General features: G+C 51.7%; 15 protein-coding genes. 6 read left to right on the forward strand and 9 right to left on the reverse strand.

Annotated elements, in window-relative coordinates:
* The first annotated feature begins 268 nt into the window (after positions 1 to 268).
* Entirely contained in the window at positions 269 to 1,294 is a 1,026-nt protein-coding gene (locus tag TREAZ_RS00430) for a lipoprotein TP_1001-related protein (protein WP_015709803.1), read from the forward strand.
* Between the two features lie 3 nt (positions 1,295 to 1,297).
* On the opposite strand, the gene trxA is transcribed toward TREAZ_RS00430, so the two are convergent.
* The 3 genes from trxA to TREAZ_RS00445 form a co-directional block, all read right to left on the reverse strand.
* The gene (gene trxA, locus TREAZ_RS00435) at positions 1,298 to 1,627 is read right to left on the reverse strand and encodes a thioredoxin (protein ID WP_015709804.1); all 330 of its coding nucleotides are present in this window, start codon (positions 1,625 to 1,627) and stop codon (positions 1,298 to 1,300) included.
* 86 nt (positions 1,628 to 1,713) lie between these two features.
* Positions 1,714 to 2,136 (reverse strand): type II toxin-antitoxin system VapC family toxin, encoded by a 423-nt coding sequence (locus TREAZ_RS00440; protein WP_342632988.1) that lies wholly within the window; start codon positions 2,134 to 2,136, stop codon positions 1,714 to 1,716.
* The gene (locus TREAZ_RS00445; protein WP_015709806.1) at positions 2,109 to 2,354 is read right to left on the reverse strand and encodes a hypothetical protein; all 246 of its coding nucleotides are present in this window, start codon (positions 2,352 to 2,354) and stop codon (positions 2,109 to 2,111) included. The genes TREAZ_RS00440 and TREAZ_RS00445 overlap by 28 nt, the downstream gene beginning before the upstream one ends.
* A 141-nt stretch (positions 2,355 to 2,495) precedes the next feature.
* Here TREAZ_RS00445 and TREAZ_RS00450 point away from each other — a divergent pair, with 141 nt between their 5' ends.
* Together TREAZ_RS00450 and TREAZ_RS00455 are read left to right on the forward strand one after the other, a co-directional pair.
* Positions 2,496 to 3,146, forward strand: a complete 651-nt coding sequence (locus TREAZ_RS00450; RefSeq protein ID WP_015709807.1) for a MarC family protein — start codon at positions 2,496 to 2,498, stop codon at positions 3,144 to 3,146.
* Positions 3,143 to 5,398: a peptidase U32 family protein gene (locus TREAZ_RS00455; protein ID WP_015709808.1), complete on the forward strand. Its 2,256-nt coding sequence runs from the start codon at positions 3,143 to 3,145 to the stop codon at positions 5,396 to 5,398. Before TREAZ_RS00450 ends, TREAZ_RS00455 begins: the two co-directional genes overlap by 4 nt.
* A gap of 201 nt (positions 5,399 to 5,599) precedes the next feature.
* Here TREAZ_RS00455 and TREAZ_RS00460 read toward each other — a convergent pair whose 3' ends face one another.
* The 3 genes from TREAZ_RS00460 to TREAZ_RS00470 all read right to left on the reverse strand — a co-directional run bounded on the left by TREAZ_RS00460 (position 5,600) and on the right by TREAZ_RS00470 (position 9,145).
* Positions 5,600 to 6,061 carry a single-stranded DNA-binding protein gene (locus tag TREAZ_RS00460; RefSeq protein WP_015709809.1) on the reverse strand — a complete coding sequence of 154 codons (462 nt, stop codon included), beginning with the start codon at positions 6,059 to 6,061 and terminating at the stop codon, positions 5,600 to 5,602.
* A gap of 166 nt (positions 6,062 to 6,227) precedes the next feature.
* Positions 6,228 to 8,138: a hypothetical protein gene (locus tag TREAZ_RS00465; protein WP_148257614.1), complete on the reverse strand. Its 1,911-nt coding sequence runs from the start codon at positions 8,136 to 8,138 to the stop codon at positions 6,228 to 6,230.
* Between the two features lie 62 nt (positions 8,139 to 8,200).
* Positions 8,201 to 9,145, reverse strand: a complete 945-nt coding sequence (locus tag TREAZ_RS00470; protein ID WP_015709811.1) for a cation diffusion facilitator family transporter — start codon at positions 9,143 to 9,145, stop codon at positions 8,201 to 8,203.
* 38 nt (positions 9,146 to 9,183) lie between these two features.
* On the opposite strand from TREAZ_RS00470, the gene coaE reads away from it, so the two are divergent.
* Positions 9,184 to 9,798 carry a dephospho-CoA kinase gene (coaE, locus tag TREAZ_RS00475; RefSeq protein ID WP_015709812.1) on the forward strand — a complete coding sequence of 205 codons (615 nt, stop codon included), beginning with the start codon at positions 9,184 to 9,186 and terminating at the stop codon, positions 9,796 to 9,798.
* 1 nt (position 9,799) lies between these two features.
* A complete protein-coding gene (locus TREAZ_RS17165; protein ID WP_015709813.1) occupies positions 9,800 to 10,528 on the forward strand; it encodes an SPOR domain-containing protein in 729 nt (242 codons plus the stop codon).
* Positions 10,529 to 10,546: 18 nt separating this feature from the next.
* Here the strand turns inward: TREAZ_RS17165 and TREAZ_RS17170 are convergent, their stop codons facing one another.
* The 3 genes from TREAZ_RS17170 to TREAZ_RS00495 form a co-directional block, all read right to left on the reverse strand.
* Positions 10,547 to 13,504 (reverse strand): ATP-binding protein, encoded by a 2,958-nt coding sequence (locus TREAZ_RS17170; protein WP_083820210.1) that lies wholly within the window; start codon positions 13,502 to 13,504, stop codon positions 10,547 to 10,549.
* Between the two features lie 59 nt (positions 13,505 to 13,563).
* Positions 13,564 to 15,180, reverse strand: a complete 1,617-nt coding sequence (gene pheS / locus TREAZ_RS00490; RefSeq protein ID WP_015709815.1) for a phenylalanine--tRNA ligase subunit alpha — start codon at positions 15,178 to 15,180, stop codon at positions 13,564 to 13,566.
* Between the two features lie 70 nt (positions 15,181 to 15,250).
* Entirely contained in the window at positions 15,251 to 16,159 is a 909-nt protein-coding gene (locus TREAZ_RS00495; RefSeq protein WP_015709816.1) for a hypothetical protein, read from the reverse strand.
* A 370-nt stretch (positions 16,160 to 16,529) separates the two neighbouring features.
* Here TREAZ_RS00495 and TREAZ_RS00500 point away from each other — a divergent pair, with 370 nt between their 5' ends.
* Positions 16,530 to 18,686, forward strand: coding sequence for a methyl-accepting chemotaxis protein (locus TREAZ_RS00500; protein ID WP_015709818.1), 2,157 nt, complete (start codon positions 16,530 to 16,532; stop codon positions 18,684 to 18,686).
* The last annotated feature ends 12 nt before the right edge of the window (positions 18,687 to 18,698 follow it).

Raw genomic sequence — 18,698 nt, forward strand, 5'->3', positions numbered from 1 at the left:
GAGTCGATATATTTAGTTAGTATAGGCTAACTATGTTAGCAACATATAACTTTAAAAAGTTTATGTCAACTAACAAAAAGCATATTTTTTCAGCTGCACCTATGGTACCGGCGATACTAAGCAAATGGGGAATGCAACTACCGGAATTTGCTATTTATTTGTATAGGTAAACCAGCTGCTTTTGCAAAAAATTTTAAAAATCGGAAAAAAACAGCCAAAAAAATGAAGCGCCACGCATCCTGATGCCATATAAGGTGTGGAGGCTATCATGAAACTTTATCGTGTTCTTTTCAGATGTCTGCTGCCTGCGGCCCTGGTCTTTTCGGCCTGCGCCTGCTCTACCGAGGCAGCCATTCAAAGGATCCTCGGGGACAGTGCCGAAGCCCCGGTCTTCCTGGATTGCAAGCCCGTTTCGGATACGGAGATATGCTTCAGCTTCTCCCGGCCTGTAAAGGTGGTATCCCTCCTCTTTGACCCTGCTACGGAGTTTGAGTCCGTCGGGGAGGGCGAAGAGGTGCTGGTGAGCCTTAAAAGCCCTTTCAAGTCCGGGGAGAGGATCACCGCCGACATTCTGGTGGAAGACGGGAGCCGGAATACCCTCAATGTACTTGTGCCTTTCAGGACCAGGAACGACCGGATGCCGGCTTTGCTCATCAATGAGCTGCGGACAGAGTATTCCAAGCCCAAGGTGGAATTTGTGGAACTCAAAGCCCAGAGCGACGGGAATTTAGGGGCTGTGCGGCTTTTCATTGCCAGCAATTCCCTTGCCAAGCCGGTCTATGAATTCCCCCCGGCAGAGGTCAAAGCCGGGGATTACATAGTCCTCCATCTACGGACAATTGAAACAGGCTGGGCCGATGAGACCGGGGACGATCTTGCCCTGTCCGGCGGGACTGACGCCCTGGCAACAGCCCGGGATTTTTGGGTGAATGGGACTTCCAAGCTTTTAAGGAAGACTGATGCAGTGTATCTCATGGATCAGGATAATTCGATCATTGATGGCATATTGATGAGCGAGAACCCCGACCCCTGGTGGATCAAAGGCGAATTTGCTTCTGCCGCAGAGCTTCTTTCCACAGGGGGCGCATGGCGCCCGGCTTCAGGCGATTTCATTGAAAGTTCCGGCATAGCCAGCCCTTCCGAGGCGGTGCTCACCAAAAATGTGGGGACTGCGGCAACCCGGAGCATCTCTAGGGACGAAGCCGTTCCGGACAGCAATACCGCTGACGACTGGTATGTGACTGCCACGAGCAACGCAACGCCGGGGAAGGCCAACAGCACGAAGCGGTTCTAGCCGTTAAGCTTGGACAAAGTCCTTGAAAAGATTCTCAATGTCCGGCTTGGGCAGGGCGCCTGCCTGTTGCACCATGATCTTGCCGCCCTGGTAAATCGCCAGGGTAGGTATGGACACTATGCCGTGTTTGGACGCAAGGTCCGCTTCTTCGTCCACATTGACCTTGCCCACCTTGAGGCGGCCGTCGTACTCCTGGGCAAGCTGCTCGATGGATGGGGCTATCATCCTGCAGGGGCCGCACCAGGAGGCCCAGAAATCCAGAAGAACCGGAATAGGCGACTTGAGCACCTCGGAATCGAAATTAGCGTTTGTTATGGTAACATGTTCAGCCATGATATTCTCTCCTTGAACCTTCGGCAGGGGTTCCCAAAATAAAGTCTGTATTAAATATAATCGAAAATTCTACTTTTGACAAATGCCTAAAAACAATACTTTATGCTCAGTTTTTCACAAATTTTTGCCAAATCCCCGTCATTGGTTATCAATATGCCGTCGTTCCTGCGGGCCAGTACCGCATAAAGCATATCGTAAACCGGGTGTTTGTTTTTCACGGCCTCTCCAAAGGCTTCCTTCCAAAGCTCTTTTGAATCGGTAAAACTGTCGATATAGCCCAGGCCGTCTTCAACAAAGCGCAAACATTCCGCCTCTGAATATATTTTTTTGGTACAAAACTTCCATAAAGTATTTGATAGTTCTGATACATAGAGATCGGGCGATAAGATCAATTTGGCTTTCCGCAGGGCTGTTTCAAATTTTTCCTTTTTTGGAGTTTGAAGCAGTATTTGAGCGGCGCTGCTTACATCAATAACCGCAATCATCTTTCCCTGTCCTCGCGAATCCATTTTGTAACGTCAATCGCTTTTACTTCATCGGGAATGATTCTTGCGGCGCATCTTTCCAGAATTTTTCTTCGCCGCTCCTGATTGGATTCTTCCTGGCCCAGGCTCTTTTCCAGCAGGACTATGGTTTGCTGGGCAATGGTTCTGTGTTCTTTTTCCGCCGCCATGCCGATGAGCCGGTATAGATCTTCCGGAAAATTCCGTACCTGTAATAATGGCATATCACTCATCTCCTATGCATACAATTTACATATATCCTCATATTTTGTCAAGCCACGTGGTGCCAGGCACGTAGCGCCAGGGCATATATCGCTATTCCTTTGCCCTTGCCCCCCCTTCTTATAACCTTTATACTGAAATGTATGCTTTCCGCCTTTCTGCCTGTTTTTTTGGCCATGTTCATTGTGATAGATCCTATAGGACTCGTGCCCCTCTACATAGGATTGACTTCCCATATACCCGAGATCCAGCGGAAGACGATAATCCGCAAGGCCATCATTATATCCTTTGGAGTGCTGGCGGTTTTTATCCTCCTTGGGAAATGGCTGCTTGCGCTCCTGGGCGTCGATCCCGGGGCATTTTACATTGCCGGCGGTGTCATGCTTTTCATAATCTCCCTGGATATGCTTTTTGGCAGGCCCTCGAAATCCAAGGTCTCCGAGCGCGAGTCAGGCCCTGAAAGCGCCGACGAGGGGGTTTCTATCGCCGTGTTCCCTCTGGCGATCCCCATGCTGGCAGGCCCTGGTTCCATTACTACGATTATCCTCTATACCGGCAGCAAAGACAGCGTCCCGCCATTTTTGATGATGGCCATGCTCTTTGTCTCGCTTGTCGTGATTTTTTGCATAGTTTGGCTTATCCTCAGGGCCTCCGATTATATACACCGCCTTTTGGGCGAAACAGGAATTTCAGTGGTTGAACGCATCATGGGCCTCCTCCTTTCGGGCATGTCGGTCCAGTTTGTGTATGACGGCATAGTGAAGCTCGGCTTCCTTCGGGGGATTGCAGGATGATGGCTCAAAACAACGATACAATGAAAGCAGAACTCCTGGCTCCCGCAGGCAGCCCCGAAGCCCTGGACGCTGCCATTGGCGAAGGCGCCGACGCGGTCTACCTGGGGCTCAAGAATTTCAATGCCCGCCTGAGGAGCGCCAATTTCGCGTACTCCCAGTTCGAAGGCTGCCTTAAAGCCCTGCACCGCATGGGCCGCAAGATCTACGTTACGGTGAACACGGTCTTTGAACAGCGCGAAGCCGACAGGCTCTACCAGCTGTTGAAATACCTTAACAGCCTGGGGCCCGACGGAATTTTGGTGCAGGACTTTGGGGTTATTGCCATGGTAAGGGATAATTTCCCCGCGCTAAAACTGCATGCCTCGACCCAGATGAACATAGCCTCCGCCCGTGGGGTGAACCTCCTCTCTCGCTACGGTTTTTCCCGGGCTGTGCTTGCCCGTGAACTTAGCCTCGACGAGATACGGGGTATACGCAGCAATACCAACATGGAGCTTGAGATCTTTGTCCACGGCGCCCTCTGCATGAGCGTTTCGGGCCTCTGCCTCTTTTCAAGCTACCTGGGGGGCAAGTCGGCCAACCGGGGCATGTGCACCCAGGCGTGCCGCCGTTTTTACCGCAAAGACGGCGAAAATGGCCAGGCGTCGAGCGGCGGTCCCGGTTCAGAGGGCTATTTTTTCAGCCCTGCCGATCTTGAACTTATAGGGCATATCCCCTCCCTTGTTGATGCCGGGGTCAATTCCTTCAAGATAGAAGGCCGCATGAAAAGCGCCGAATATGTGGGCGCTGTGGTTTCAGCCTACCGTCTGGTTCTGGACAGCATTGGCTCGGGCAGGGAAGAGGAAGCCATAAAAGAAGCCCGTGGCATACTCCAGAATGATTTTGCCCGAGCAAAGACCGCGTACCTTATTGGCGGACTTGAGAATCGCAGTAATGGTACTGATTCTGACAGTATTGCTGCTAATTTCTTCGACTGGCTCAACCCTGATCAGAGCGGCGGCACCGGCATACCTTTGGGCAGGCTTCTTAAAACAAAGGGCGAGGGCGAAACAAATTGGGGCCTCATTGCCGCAGGCCCTCTGCTCCCCCAGGCGGGCGATTCGGTGAGGCTCCATAAAGCCGACGATTCGGGCAGGGCGTCGCATAAAGTGCAGGATGTTGAAAGCGAGGGGGCCGAGGGCTGCTGGATTACCATTCCCGAAGGTTTCGGAGCAGGCGATTCGGTGTACCTCATACAGACCAAGGCCATGAACAGGCGTTATACCCCGGTGATACCCCACAATCTGGATAATTTTAAGCGCAGCCCCGGCAGGGACACCGCGCCGCTTCCGCAGCTAAGGCCCTTTAAAAACCCCGGCAGGGCAAACAGGGGCAAGGCAAGGCCGGACTTCCCCGAGGGGCTTTACGTGCAGGTGTCCAGGCTTGAGGATCTTTACATCGTCCAGGCAAACAGGCCGGTCAAGGCAATGGTGAATTACCATCACCGGCTGCTCTCCCGTTTATTGGGGAATCAGAAGCAGCCCCTTCCCTTTGTGCCGAAGGACATCATCATCGTCCTTGATCCCTTCTTCCCCCAGGCCAAAGAGGCGGAACTTGCCGAAGACGTGGCAGCCCTTATGAACAAGGGCTATTGTTGCTTTGTGGCAAACAATCCGGGGCATTTTTCGCTGTTCCGGGAATCCGGAGCGGCCCTCATATCCGGCCCCTGGCTTTACGTGTTTAACCAGTGGGCTTATGGGTTTATCAATTCCAACGGCGCAGACTATTTTATCTCCCCCCTGGAGAACAACCGCCAGAACCTTGAGCGCACTTTCCCCAGGGAAGGTTCATCGCCCGGCAGGCGGGCTTTGGCTTTTATCACGGTTTACTCAAAGCCCAGCCTTTTCCGCATCAGGGCCGATTTGGGAAGCGCTTACAAATCGGGTAAATCCTGGGGTAAATCCCTTGGAAAATTCTCGGGCGGCCAGGACGAATCCTTTGTGCTCGATACCCAGCCCGAAGGCTCCCTTGTTTTCCCGCAAAAGCCTTTCTATATTGCCGATAAAATTCCTTTCCTCAGGGAAGCGGGCTTTAGCCGTTTTATTTTGGATCTTGGCGGTGGGATTTCCTCAAATTCGCTTAAAAAGAATGAATACAAGGATCTTGTTAACACGGTTGCCAATGCTGTCCCTTTAAAAGGTTCGGGGCGCTTCAACTGGAAGGATGGGTTTTTCAGGGTGGAGGAAAGCCCCAGGACCGGCGGCAATTCGTAAGGTTACGCAGAACTTGTTTATATCTCCGCCAATATCGTCTTGATAGCTCTGCTGATAAATTCTGAACGGTTTCTGGTAACCATATCAACCCGGGCCAATAAACCTTCATTTATGATGATGTTTACCCGTTTTGATTTGGTTACTGCTCCTTCTAAACCCCCGGCAGTTCTCAGGCTGCCGGGGTAGAGGGACCGTTCTTAATCAAAAGGCAACTGCCTCGAATTCTTCGACAGGGGCGGTTTCTTCTTCGGCTTCATCGTTTTCGGCAATGGAGCTTGAGGGCATTTCTGCCAGGGCTTCGTCGGTCATGGAATCCCCGGGGACGGCGTCCTTCTTGAATTCGGGGCGGAATTCCACGTGCTCAGCCACGATGGAAACTTTGGAATGGTACTGACCGTCGGCGCTGGTCCAGTGGTCCTGCTTGAGGCGGCCGACCACGCGGACGCCGCGGCCCTTTTTGCCCAGGTTGTAGCTGTGCTCGGCAGTCTTGGCCCAGGTTTCCACGTCGAAAAATCCCACTTCCTTTTCCGTTCCAGTGTCCTGCTTGAAGTAGCGGTTGGACGCTACAGTGAAGGTGCAAAGGGCTGTGCCCTTGGCAGTGGTGCGGTACAGGGGATCCCGTACCAGGTTGCCTTCGATCAGGATGGAGTTAAGGTTATTCATAGAGCCTCCTTCGGGTTTTGGCCCGAAAAAAATAAGTGTTCCGGCAGGCAGGCCGCCGGTCATGGGCTCTGCAAAAATGGCAATGCCTATGATAACCTATATATGGTGCTGGGATGCGTGGCGCTTCATTTTTTGCTGCGATTTTTTTAGAATTCCTGAAAATTCGTCAAAATTTGACCGTTTCGAGGAGTTTTACGAGGTAGAGCTCAATATACGTCCTGAGGGAATCCTTGCCGCTCAGAGTCTGCAGCGAAGGGGTCCGGCTTACAATGTTCGAAGCCAGGGTGGCAAGGTTTTCGCGGGTGATCTTGTAGTGTCTGTGCACCCTGAGGGTGCGCCTCAAATTATCCCTTACCAGGGAGTTCACGTCTTCCACGAGGTTATCCCTGGCCTGTTTGCTGATTAGCCTGCTCCAGCGGGTTTTCAGTTCGTCCAGATAGCTGTCTATGCTCTGCCCCGAGGGGACCATGGTGAATTCGATTTCCCTGGCGGCGTTGAGGATTTCCCGGCTGCCCTCCCTGCTGTGGACGCCTTCATCCTCTTCATCGTCTGCATCAATGTTCTGCTGGGCTTCCTGCTTCTGCTGCCGCTTTTTGAAGAGGTTCTTGAAGAAGGCGATGATAGCCGCGAGTATGGGCGTGGAGTACCAGAAGGGGAGGAGGAGTTTTGCGTCCTCCAAAATATCCTTGCGCTTCAAAATAAAAAGCGAAGAATAGGGGAGCATCTCGCCCCGGTTAAAGATGCGGGCCGCAATGGGGATTTCGCCCTCAGCCTGTTCAAGCTCGTCATAGATCAGCTGGAGTTTGGGATCGTCAAGCAGGGCAGTTAAGGTTGGATTGATCTTTGCGGTGTACTTAACCAGGAGCTTGTCAAAATCCTTGTCGTTCTCCATGGCGGGCTCTTTGCGGTATTCCATGATGATCCTGACCCAGCGTTTGGAAACGGCGCTTTTCACCTTTTCCCTCGCTTCTGAAAGGAGCTTCGCGCAGAGAAGGGGGATTTTGTTCTTGGCGATAAAGAAGCGTTCCTGATCTTCCCCGTTTATAATGAGGAGCTTGGGCAGCTTGTCGTCCTGGGTTTCGGTGGTTTCCTTTTTGAGCCATTTCTCAAGTTCGTCCTTGGAGTATTGGCTTAAGAGCAGCACCCCTTTGGAGCTGGTGAATTTGATGATCTGATCCAGGGTGTAGAAATAAGGGGGCTTAAGGAGATGCTGCTCAAGATCTTTTAGGGCAAGCTCCCTCTCCCGCTTTTTTACCGCCAGGCTTTTGTAGTAAATGTTCAGGGCTTCGATGATATGCACAGCCTGTATGGCTGCTATGTCGTCGCTTAATAGATCCTTTTTCTTTTTGATATCCCCTTTCACTAAAAGCGAAAAGTGGGCCCAGAAGAGGTAAGAAAATTCCCCACCCTCCTCGATTGATCCTGCGCAGTCCATGGGGCGGGTAAGGATTTGGTTTAAATAATCCCTTAGGTAGCCTTCCTTGCCCATGAGCTGGGGGGTGAGCTTTCGCAGGGCAAACTCTTTGTTGCCGTGATTGCGGAGGTAATTGCGTATCTTGAGCATGGATGACTCAATGAGGCGCTTGGGTATCATGGAGGCCAGGATGAGGGCAGAGCCGTAATTATCCGGAAAACCTATGCGTATCATGGGGAGGTCGCCTTCCTGGGGTTCTTCAAGGTAAAAAGGAAGATCCGACTCCGCCCCAAGAGGCCGAATTTGGCTTCCGGGTATTTCTATGTTGAGGCTCTCCTCGCTGGGGAAGGGCATGTCCGCGTTAGAGTCCATATTGCCGTAGTACTGCTGGAGCAGTTCCATGTAGAAATGGGGCATGTAAATACGGCCTTCGTTGGTATCGTTGAGGAGCTCGCACTTGCCCTCTTCAGCAAGGGCAGCCAGCTCGGAGTAAAATTTGACCGCCGCATCCTGGGTCCATTTAAGCCACTCGGGCTGCTCTTCCACCATGCGTTTGGCATATTTATCCAAAAATGAGAGGAAGGGCTCTATAGCGATATAGGGAGAATTGTTCTTATTCGCGTAGGATATTAAAATCGAGTAAAGGTCGGTTCTTTGCGCCATGGTTTTCGTTACTATAATAGTCGGAATTCTATGGTTTGTCATGAGGAAAACTGAAAACTAAACTATTTGCCCTCCTCGGCTTCGCTGTTTTCCGTAAGGCCGTATCCTTCGTCTTCCAGGTTGCCCGCCGGTTCTATGTGCACCATAATGTCGTAGACCCCTTCGACCCGTTCCTTGATGGCTTCTTCCACCCGGTGGGCTATCCAGTGGGCCTCCAGGACGGTCATGTTGGGCTTTACTTCAATATCCAGGTCGATGTCCCAAAGGCCGGCAATGCGCCGCATCCGGGCGCGGTGGGGGTTTCCGGCGCCTTCCACTGAGCGGACTGCGTCAAAGACTGCCTGATAGGAGCCGGTCCCTGTGGCACCGTCCATGAGTTCGACATTGACTTCCATGAAGATGCCCACTGCGGACTTGATTACCCAAAGCCCTACGAGTATTGCCATGATGGAGTCGGCGGATTCAAGGTTCAGCAGGAGGGAAAGGCCCAGGCCGACAAGGACGCCGCCCGAGAGTATCACATCGGAAGCCATGTTCTTGGCATTGGCTTTGAGCATGGGGGAATCGGCTCTTTTCCCGAAGAGGTGCTGGCTCCAGGCGAGGAGGGTTTTGCCTGCAATGGAAATCAGGGTCGCAATCAGGGCAAGGGCAGAGGGGACTTTGAGTTCCGTGCCCTGGAAAAGGTTCATAGCCGAATTGAGGACGAGCTGGGCGCCTGCAAAGAAGAGGAGGCCCCCAAGGACCGCGGTTGCCAGGGTCTCCGCTCTGCCGTGGCCCCAGGGGTGATCTTCATCCGCAGGGCGGGAAATCACCCGGGCGACCACGAGGGTCATGATGGCGATGAGCACGTCCACTGACGAGTCGATGCCGTCGCCCACTACCGCAAAGCTTCCCGACTTAAAGCCCAGGAAGATTTTGACGGCTGCCAGGAATGCATTGCCCACAAGGGCGGTAATGGAGGCAGCCTGAATAATGCGGGCCTTGCGGTTGATATTCCCCGAATCCATAATATAACTATAATGCAAACCAGGGAGGGATTATAGCCATGATTTTAGGTCTTACCGGAACGTACTGCGCGGGCAAAAACTATGTCGCTTCTCTTCTTGAAAAGCGGGGCCTTCCTGTGCTGGACGTGGATAAGCTGGGGCACAAAGCCATCGAGGCCGAGGGGGAAGTCATACTCAATCGTTTCGGCAGGGAGATACTGGGCGAGGACGGGGCAATAGACCGGAGGCTTTTGGGGGCGCGGGTTTTTGGGAGGCCCACCGAGCTTGCCTCCCTCGAAGCCATAGTGCACCCTGCGGCTAACCGCATGACCCAGGAGTGGATTCAGGCCCAGGGCGGCAAGCCCTGCGTGATCAACGCCGCCCTGCTGCACCGCTCCGCAGCCTACAAGGATCTGGATCTGGTGATGCTTGTGGATGCCCCCTGGCTTACGCGGCTTTTTCGGGCAAAGAAGAGGGATCGTCTGCCTTTTAGGGTGCTTGCCGAACGTTTTAAGAGCCAAAAAGATTTCGCCTCTCAATATTTTTCCAAAAACTCCGATATATACAGAGTAGAGAACCGGGGATACTTCAGTTTTGGTTCCCAAGAAAGGGAGAGGAAGCTGGAACGCCGGATTGACGAAATTCTTTCCCCTTTGGGGCTAAGCAGGTGTTAACATGGAACGGAAAAAATTATTGCTCATTGCCATTTCGGTAGGTGTTTTCTTCGTAATCGCCATAGGGGCAGCCATCATAGCCTTTGGCCCCAAAACGTCCGGTCCTGCTGTTGCGGCTGCCCCCATCCCCGCAGGCGTCCAGGGGATATATCAGCCGCCTGTCGGTTCCATACAGCCCGCTTCGGTTGATCCTTCAGGCTTGGTCCGCGATGGCATCCAGGGCATCCAGACCCCTCCGGAGGGCACAACTGCCCAGGGGTCCGACTATTACATCAACGGCACTGCCCCCAAGGTGGAGATCACTGTCGAGCCGAAATCTGCTGCCGGCGTCCCCGACACAGCGCCTTCCGGCAGGGCCGCTACCCCTGTCCGCAGTTCTCCGCCCAAGCCTGCGGCAGCCGCTCCCAAGCCGGCAGCATCCAAGCCTGCTGCGCCCAAAGCAGCAGCCCCCGCTGCAAGGCCCGTTGCCCAAACCAGGACTTACGATGATTACTGGGTGCAGGCAGGTTCATTCACTGCCAAGGGCCATGCCGAAGGGGTTAAAGAGACTCTCGCAGCAAAAGGCATAACTTCCATTATTGAAAACCGCGATGTGAGCGGCACTACCTATTTCCGCGTGAGGGTTGGGCCTTATACTTCCCAAAGCGAGGCTGATTATTGGCTTTCCCTTATCAAGTCCATCGACGGGTTTGAGTCAAGCCAGGTTTGGCAGAGCCAGTCGAAGCGTTAATCGTAAATTTGCGCGGGGTTAAGGATTCTTGGCCCCGCAATATTTTCCTATCTTTTCTATCACCGCGTTGAGATCAATCGGCTTCATGAGATGATCGTTCATCCCCGCAGCCAGGCACTGTTCCACATCTTCTTTGAACGCATTGGCTGTCATTGCAACAATGGGTATTTGAGTCCCTGATTCCCGTATCGCCCTGGTCGCTTCGAGCCCGTTCATTTCGGGCATCTGCAAATCCATTATAATGATATTGTATTTATCAGGGTCATGCTTAAATTTATTAAGCGCGATTCTGCCATTTTCCGCAGTATCTATGGCAATGCCCGTGGGCTCAAGGAGGGAAATAAAAATTTCCCGGTTAATTTCAATATCTTCCGCAAGGAGGAGTTTGAAATTCGAGAAGTCGGGTATCTCGTTTGAGCTTATACTCGCTGTAGCAGATTCCGCCGAGGCTGCATCGTCCCTTTGAAGCTCCACATTGAAAATAAAATTTGAGCCTTTGCCCATTTCAGATTCGACCCATATTTTGCCATTCATTTTTTCTACCACGCTCTTTGAGATGGTAAGGCCCAGGCCCGTGCCGCCGAAACGCTGGGTGATATTTTTGTCAGCCTGCTCAAAGGCGGTAAAGAGGCGGGAGATTTGTTCGGCGGTCAGGCCGATGCCCGTGTCGCTGACACTAAAGCGGAGGACCGAAACACCATCCTTCCTTCCGATTTCATGGGCTTCCACATTTATGGTTCCGCCATCGGGGGTGAATTTCACGGCGTTCGATAGCAGATTGGTGATAACCTGGGAAAGGCGGAGTTCATCGCCTATGAACCTTACAGGTATGCCTTTTGCCAAATCAAGGCCCAGTTTTATGCTTTTTTGGCCTGCTTTCTCACCGATAAAGCTGAATATTTTTGCAATCATCCTTTCCAAATTAAAGGGGGCACTGTCAAGTTCCAGTTTTCCTGCCTCGATTTTTGACATATCCAGTATATCGTTGATAAGGCCCAGAAGGTGGTTGGACGAGGACTGTATGATAGAAAGGCAGTAACGCAATTTTTCCATATCGTTCGAAGCTTCCGCGATTTTGGTCATGCCGATAATGGCGTTCATGGGGGTACGGATTTCGTGGCTCATGCGGGAGAGGAAGTCGCTCTTTGCGCGGGTGCCAGCCAGGGCGGCTTCCCTGGCTAATATCAATTTTTCTGTCACATCCCTTTCGATGACGCTGGACACGATAAGTATGCCGCAGGCAGTGAGGACCGAAACATCTTCCTCCGAAAAGCCCCGCTCCGTGTCGGAATTAAGGGAAATGAAGCCCCAGTACTCGCCCCGTATGGAAAGGGGGGCGGACATGATGGAATTTATGCTGTCTTTGCCATAATACTCAGTTTCCGCCTGGTTCATTTCAGAAATTTTGCGCGTCACATTCTTGCCCGCTTTTAGCAAGGATGCCCAGCTCAGTATGGACTCGGGCACTATTTCTTTTAAATTGCCCTCGGGCCAGCTGTAAAGCCTCTGAAAATAACCTTTGCCATCCTGCTCAAAGTATTTCCAGAGCCGTACTCCCCGGCTATTAAGCGTAATACTGAGATCCTGCAATACGTCCAAAACTGTATCCTGGAATTCGTCCTGATTGACAGAAATCAAATATTCGCCGATGCGGTGAACCAGTTCCAAATAAATTACATTGCGTTTATAGAGATCCAGGTTCTTCTGATGCTCCCTTTCCATATTGTCCCGGGAATTGACAATGCAATTAACAGGTATGTTGATATGCAGCGCGATTTTCCGCGCCATTTCCCTGCACGAATTGGAACCGCAGGCGCCGCAGTTAAAATTCTGCTTTTCCCAGGTATCCTTGTCCAGAAGGGCAAAAGCCAGCCGTATTTCTCTTTCCGAAATTTCAGGCACATACGCCTGGGGCCGAGTATATTTTCTCTTGAATTTTTGGAGATCGAAAACCTTGTCGTAGTGATCAAAAAGATTTTTTACAAAATCGGAGTTTGGCTTTTCCAGGGCCAGCTGGCGTGCCTTGTTCATGTCGCTCTGTATATGGAAAATGTTTTTGTTTTTGACACAGCCCGATCCTATATTGCAGCCTTCCATGCAGTTGAGCACATCGAAAATGCGGGGCCTGTATTCTTCCGGCGTTTCAGCATAGCTGTCCAAATCCTGATACACCGTTGAGCCCTCGGACTTATCAACCCTGACGCTCTTGCCCAGGAAGAGTTCGAGGTTTTCTTTAAGCCCCCCCGGCGCGGGGAACACTGCTCCAAGCCCGCTCTCGTGATGATCAAAGCCGCTTTCTTCCGTCGGCATACTGATCCGGAAATATTCAAAATATTCCTCAAGCTTGGCATAGGTGATGTTGTAATCGATGATGCCTATGTCTTCAAACTCATTGGCCTTGGAAATGCAGGGCGAGATGGCAGCTATCTTCCCCTCGATTTTTTCATATTCCTTGAGGTAAACCGCAAGGCAGCCCATGGGGCTATGGAGAGGCGCCAGGTTTTTCAGGAGCGAAGGCCGGTGTATCTCGCAGTAAGAAACTATGGCAGGACAGGGCTGGGTGATGAGGGGGCCGGGGTTTTCCCTTTCGATATAGCGCAGCAGCGCCCAAACGCAGATGTCCGCACCCATGGAGACATCGTATATCTTCTTAACCCCTTTGGATCTGAAATAAGCCAGCACCTGGGGCCAGGCAGGAAAGTTCGTTTTGATGGACGGAGCCGCAATAAGGGTGATGGGAACGCCCGCTTCGAGGTCATTGAAGAATGCCTCGGTGTCATCCTCATAATGGCGGGCATTGTGCTTGCAGACCGCGATGCAGGCCCCACAAGCTATGCAGTGGTTGTGATCGACCTTGACTTTTATATTGCCCTGCTCATCCTTGTAGGTGAGATTGGCCATTTCTATGGGACATTCACGTATGCATCTGTTGCATCCAACGCACAATTCCTGGTTGGAGCCTACGATCTTTCTCATGTGTATTGAGGATAGTATACTATAGCTTTAGTTTCAAATGAAAGTGGCTGAACGCCTTGCTACACCGCAGCCGCAGTATCCTTCGTCCTTCTCAGCCGTACATTCTCCACCACAGGCGTAAACAGTTCGCGCAGGTCGCTTAGGCCCAAAGCCATGAGGGCGATGCGGTCTATGCCGAGGCCCCAGGCCGCGACAGGTACGTCGATGCCCATGGAGGCGGTAACTTCGGGGCGGAAAATGCCTGAGCCGCCCATTTCGAACCAGCCCAGGACGGGGTGCTTGATGTGCACTTCTACCGATGGTTCGGTAAAGGGGAAGTAGCCGGGCACGTATTTGACTTCTTTGGCGCCTGCCACTTCTACTGCGAACATTTCGAGCATTCCCAAAAGGGTTTTGAGGTTTACGTCTTCGCCAAGGACTATGCCTTCGGTCTGGTAGAAATCCGCGCCGTGGGTGGCGTTGACCTGGTCGTAGCGGAAGCAGCGGACTATGCCAAAGTACTTGCCGGGGATTTTTGCCTTGGGCAATTGTTTTGCCGACAATACCGTGCCCTGGCTGCGGAGTATAAGGCGCTTGGTAAACTCGCGGTCGAACTTGTAGTTCCAGCCCCGGCTTCCGGTTTTGCCGCCGTTCTCGTGGGCGCTGGCAACATTGGAAAGCCAGGGTTCTTCTATTGCTTTGGCCTTGTCGGGTTCGGCAATGCGGTAAACGTCGTGGATGTCACGGGCCGAATGGAACTGGGGCATGAAGAGGGCGTCGGAATTCCAGAATTCCGTCTCCACCAAAGGGCCGTCGAATTCTTCAAAGCCAAGGGTGGTGAGCTTATCTTTTACGTCTTCGATAAATTTAGCATAGGGGTTGGTGCGGCCGGGAATGAGCCGGGTGGGAGGAACCTGCACATTGTACGAGCGGAAAGTCTTGCCTTTCCAATCGCCGGATTCAAGCATTTCGGGGGTAAGGCTTCCTACTTCGTCGCCGGTTATGCCCGCGGCTTTTAGCGCGGCGGCTACAGGCTCGGCGTCGGCGGTAAAGCCGAAAACCACGGTCTCCCGATCCTGCTGGCGGAAGGGGGCGTCTGCGGCGCCGCGTTTTTTGGCGATGCCGGACATGGCGGTTTTTTCGGCTGCGGACAAGCCGGCTTCGGCCAGAGAACCGCCTTCTGCAGCGGCCGCTTTATCGAGGAGGCCGCGGATTACCGCGAAGTGTTCGGCGGCTTCGCCTTTGACTGGCCTGCCGTCCTTGAGCTGATCCGCAGGCAGAGCCAGGGTAACTTTTTTTTCGGCATCCATGGCAAGGACGCCCAATTTGGAAAGGCTGCCAAAGGCGCTGCCTATGTCTTTGTTTTCGAGTTTAAGGTTGGCGGCGATTTCGGGCATGCGCAGGCCGCTTTTTATGCGGACCAGTTCGATGATGCGCTCCTCGGGGGAGCCCTTCTCTTTCCATTCCTTTCCCAAGTCGGTGAGTTCGTAAAAAACCGATGTTTCCCTGCGCAGCTCGCTGACCAGGCCCTTGCCGGCCAGCCATGAAAGAGCCTGGTTGCCGTTGCCGCCTTTAAAGCCCAGGTCCTTCTCAACCTTTTCGACGGTGAGCTCATCCCCTTTTTTATAGCTCAGAATAACCCGTACCTCCAGGGGATGGAGGTTTTTTACGGTGCTTTGAATATCGCTATTTGCCATGATTGGATAAAGAATACCAATATCAGGACATTTTGGCTATGGCTTCCCGGACGCCCTGGCGTTACCCGCATTAGGGTGTTTGTGCCGGAATGTTTATATCGTAACCCATTTCTGCAAGATTAATTGTCCACCCATCATATGCCGAAATATCCCCAAGTTGTGTTAAGAGGTCGTATGAAGGAATTCCGGTTGTGGTGATATCTATGAATGAATGATATTGGTAACGTAACATTTCAATCATTTGAGTGGGTGTACCATCAATTTTGTAAGAGGTGTTGCCAATTGCATGCTCCATTTCCTCTATAGCTGCGATTTTTTGCTGAATCTCTTCCCATAAATTAGTTTTTTGACTACTTTCTATTGTTTGTTGTTCATAGGATTTCAATAGTGAATATAGGTAATTTGCATTAGTAATCACTGTTATAATAAGGAAACCATTGCTCAATATGGTCGTTTCATCAAGCATCATTTTACTATAAACTTTTATTAGACTCGCAACTCCATTTGTATCAATAGCCTTTGTGATGATTTTGGAAATATTTGTCTCATAGGTCTGTACCGTTTTTGCGACGTCAATTTTTTCCCCCAAATCCACCCCGCCTGGGGCTTCTTTTTCGCTTGGTGTCAATGCATCGTATTTGATTTGTAACTCCGCTTCCCATTCGGCAAATTTGCCTTTCATGTATTCGGCTTGCTGTTTTAATTCCAATCTTTTCTGCACATTCATTGCGGTAACGTCACTTTGCGAAGTCACGTCTTTAACAACCGTTGGGAATACAATATTCGGGAAAGTAAGGACTGGGTTTTCATTACCCGGATTTTCGGTTTCCGGGTTCCCGTTGTTGTCCGGATTTTCATTGTCGGGGTTTTGGGGGCCGTCACAAGCGGTCATAATAAGCCCGGCGGCGCCAATCATCGCCGCCATGGCAAGGGCGCCAAATCCTTTCATGAGATTTTTCTTTGAATAGCCATTGTTCATAACCTTTCCTCCTTAATATAAGCCGCATGAGCGGCAGGAACGGGAATAAATTAAAAAAGCCCCGAATGTATCGGGCTTTAAGTTTGAGGAATTAAAATTGTCGGGGCTGTTATATCCTGGTAAACCTATCGGGGGGGGGGGGGGGGTAGATGGCTGTTCGTGTACTGTATTTGGCAGAGAACAGCGCAGAGAGCGTATCATGGTTTACCCCCTTTTAAAATTATATAAAAATAGCCGGTTTATAGATGATTGTCAATGGGTGTATGCAGATATGCGCCGGGGTTGATTTTCTAAAGAAAACACCTGGAATAATAATATCTCCCTCTGCTCCGGCGCGGCTTGAAGCATAAACTGGATAAGAGGGTAAATCATGAAATTAAAGTACCGTTTAACTGCAATTATCAGCGGAATGATGACAGTAATAATTGCCGCCATTTCGATTATACTGGTTGTCCGGGCCCGGAGCCTTCAGGAAGAGGCTGCCTACGAGATCATGGGAAACATGACCGGCAGATACGCCAGCGATGTAGGCGCCTATTATCAGCAGTTTATGGATCAGGCCGAAACTCTCGGCAATATCATGGGCGGTTATCGGGATATCCCGGAAGTGAACCGCCGCAATTTCTACCTGTCCATGATGCACAAGACACTGGAAACAACTAATGAGGCAATAGCTGTCTATGCAGTATGGAAGCCGAACGTCCTGGATACCTTGAACGAGCGCCACATCGGCGCCGACGGGACTGACGAGGCGGGCAATTTTATTCCCCGCTATCTTAAAGATTCAGGCAAAATCAGCCTGACTGCCCACACGGATTACCTGGCGGTGCTGGACGCTTTATCCCGGACTAATACAGTCGATGAACCAAAGCGCCGGGTCATCAACGGCATCGACTCATTTTCGGTGAGTTTCCGTTCGCCCATTGTGGATGAACTTTCAGGCGAACTGGTCGGCTGCGTGGGGGTAACCGTCGATATTGCCTTTTCAGCGGAAATTATAGACAAAATCGAACCCTACGGAAACGGCAGCGCGGCCCTCTATTCCTACGAGGGCATTGTAGTGGCCCATCAGGACCGGACCAGGGTAGGCTCCGATTACCGGGAGGGGGTCAGCGCTGTGGGGGAACAGGTCATTGGACAGGCCATCGCGGACGGCAAAGAGCGTCATTATAGCGCCAATGGCATGATAGTGCAGATTTCGCCCTTTTACATCGGCGACAGCGAAACTGCCTGGATCATCGCATCAAGCGTGCCTCTGGAGACCGTGATGACCCAGGTCGATGCGATTACCAGGTTTACCGTTTTCCTGGCCATTGCGGTAATATTGTTTTCCGGAGTTATTATTTTTGCGATCGTTACCAAGGTGTCCAGCCCCATCGTCAAAGTTTCCAGGACGCTTAAGGATATTGCCGAGGGCGAAGGAGACCTTACCAAGCAGATCTTCATCAATTCCAAAGACGAAATCGGAGATCTGGCCCACTTTTTTAACCAGACCCTGGAAAAAATACGCGCCCTCATAATCACCATTAAAAGCCAATCAGTGGCACTCTCGGATATAGGGACGGAATTGTCCGCAAATATGACCGAAACCGCCGCAGCCGTCAATCAGATTACCGCCAATATACAAAGCATCAAGGGCAGGGTGATCAACCAGTCGGCGAGCGTAACAGAGACCAATGCAACGATGGAACAGATTACCGTCCACATCAACAGGCTTAACGGGGAGATAGATAACCAGAGGTCAAGTCTTTCCCGCTCTTCCTCGGCGGTGGAGCAGCTTTTGGCAAATATCCAGTCGGTGACCCAAACCCTGGGCAACAATTCCAAGAACGTCGATAGGCTTACGGATGCATCGGAAGTCGGCCGTGACGGCCTCCGGGGCGTAGCCACGGATATTCAGGAGATATCCCGGGAATCGGCGGGGCTTATGGAGATCAACGCGGTAATGGAGAATATCGCAAGCCAGACCAATCTGCTCTCCATGAACGCCGCCATAGAAGCGTCCCATGCGGGAGAGGCCGGCAAGGGCTTTGCGGTAGTGGCCGATGAGATACGCAAGCTGGCGGAATCTTCGGGAATCCAGTCAAAGACTATTTCGGCGGTACTCAAAAAAATAAAGGAAGCAATCGACAAGATCACGGTCTCCATCGAAGAAGTGCAGAAAAAATTTGAAGCCATTGATGCGGAGGTAAAGACCGTATCGGATCAGGCGGAAAACATACGGGGCGCCATGGAAGAACAGAATACCGGAAGCCAGCAGATTCTTGAGGCTATGGGTCAGCTGAACAATATAACCCAGGCGGTTAAGGGCAGTTCCACAGAGATGCTTGAGGGGAGCAATGAAGTTATCCAGGAAAGCAAAAACCTGGAAGCGGTTACCCAGGAAATTACCAATGGCATGAACGAGATGGCCAACGGGGCGGACCAGATCAATATTGCAGTGAGCCGCGTCCATGAGATAAGCGGGACAAACAAGGAGAGCATCGATGTCCTGGTGCGGGAAGTTGCCCGGTTCAAGGTTGAATAATCCCCTGGAGGA

It is taken from the genome of Leadbettera azotonutricia ZAS-9, from assembly GCF_000214355.1.
Taxonomy (GTDB): Bacteria; Spirochaetota; Spirochaetia; order Treponematales; family Breznakiellaceae; genus Leadbettera; species Leadbettera azotonutricia.

Excerpts from the sequence above, each read along its gene's own strand:
- TREAZ_RS00430 (WP_015709803.1), top strand. The coding sequence starts at position 269 with ATGAAACTTTATCGTGTTCTTTTCAGATGTCTGCTGCCTGCGGCCCTG.
- trxA (WP_015709804.1), bottom strand. The coding sequence starts at position 1,627 with ATGGCTGAACATGTTACCATAACAAACGCTAATTTCGATTCCGAGGTG.
- TREAZ_RS00440 (WP_342632988.1), bottom strand. The coding sequence starts at position 2,136 with ATGGATTCGCGAGGACAGGGAAAGATGATTGCGGTTATTGATGTAAGC.
- TREAZ_RS00445 (WP_015709806.1), bottom strand. The coding sequence starts at position 2,354 with ATGCCATTATTACAGGTACGGAATTTTCCGGAAGATCTATACCGGCTC.
- TREAZ_RS00450 (WP_015709807.1), top strand. The coding sequence starts at position 2,496 with ATGCTTTCCGCCTTTCTGCCTGTTTTTTTGGCCATGTTCATTGTGATA.
- TREAZ_RS00455 (WP_015709808.1), top strand. The coding sequence starts at position 3,143 with ATGATGGCTCAAAACAACGATACAATGAAAGCAGAACTCCTGGCTCCC.
- TREAZ_RS00460 (WP_015709809.1), bottom strand. The coding sequence starts at position 6,061 with ATGAATAACCTTAACTCCATCCTGATCGAAGGCAACCTGGTACGGGAT.
- TREAZ_RS00465 (WP_148257614.1), bottom strand. The coding sequence starts at position 8,138 with ATGGCGCAAAGAACCGACCTTTACTCGATTTTAATATCCTACGCGAAT.
- TREAZ_RS00470 (WP_015709811.1), bottom strand. The coding sequence starts at position 9,145 with ATGGATTCGGGGAATATCAACCGCAAGGCCCGCATTATTCAGGCTGCC.
- coaE (WP_015709812.1), top strand. The coding sequence starts at position 9,184 with ATGATTTTAGGTCTTACCGGAACGTACTGCGCGGGCAAAAACTATGTC.
- TREAZ_RS17165 (WP_015709813.1), top strand. The coding sequence starts at position 9,800 with ATGGAACGGAAAAAATTATTGCTCATTGCCATTTCGGTAGGTGTTTTC.
- TREAZ_RS17170 (WP_083820210.1), bottom strand. The coding sequence starts at position 13,504 with ATGAGAAAGATCGTAGGCTCCAACCAGGAATTGTGCGTTGGATGCAAC.
- pheS (WP_015709815.1), bottom strand. The coding sequence starts at position 15,180 with ATGGCAAATAGCGATATTCAAAGCACCGTAAAAAACCTCCATCCCCTG.
- TREAZ_RS00495 (WP_015709816.1), bottom strand. The coding sequence starts at position 16,159 with ATGAACAATGGCTATTCAAAGAAAAATCTCATGAAAGGATTTGGCGCC.
- TREAZ_RS00500 (WP_015709818.1), top strand. The coding sequence starts at position 16,530 with ATGAAATTAAAGTACCGTTTAACTGCAATTATCAGCGGAATGATGACA.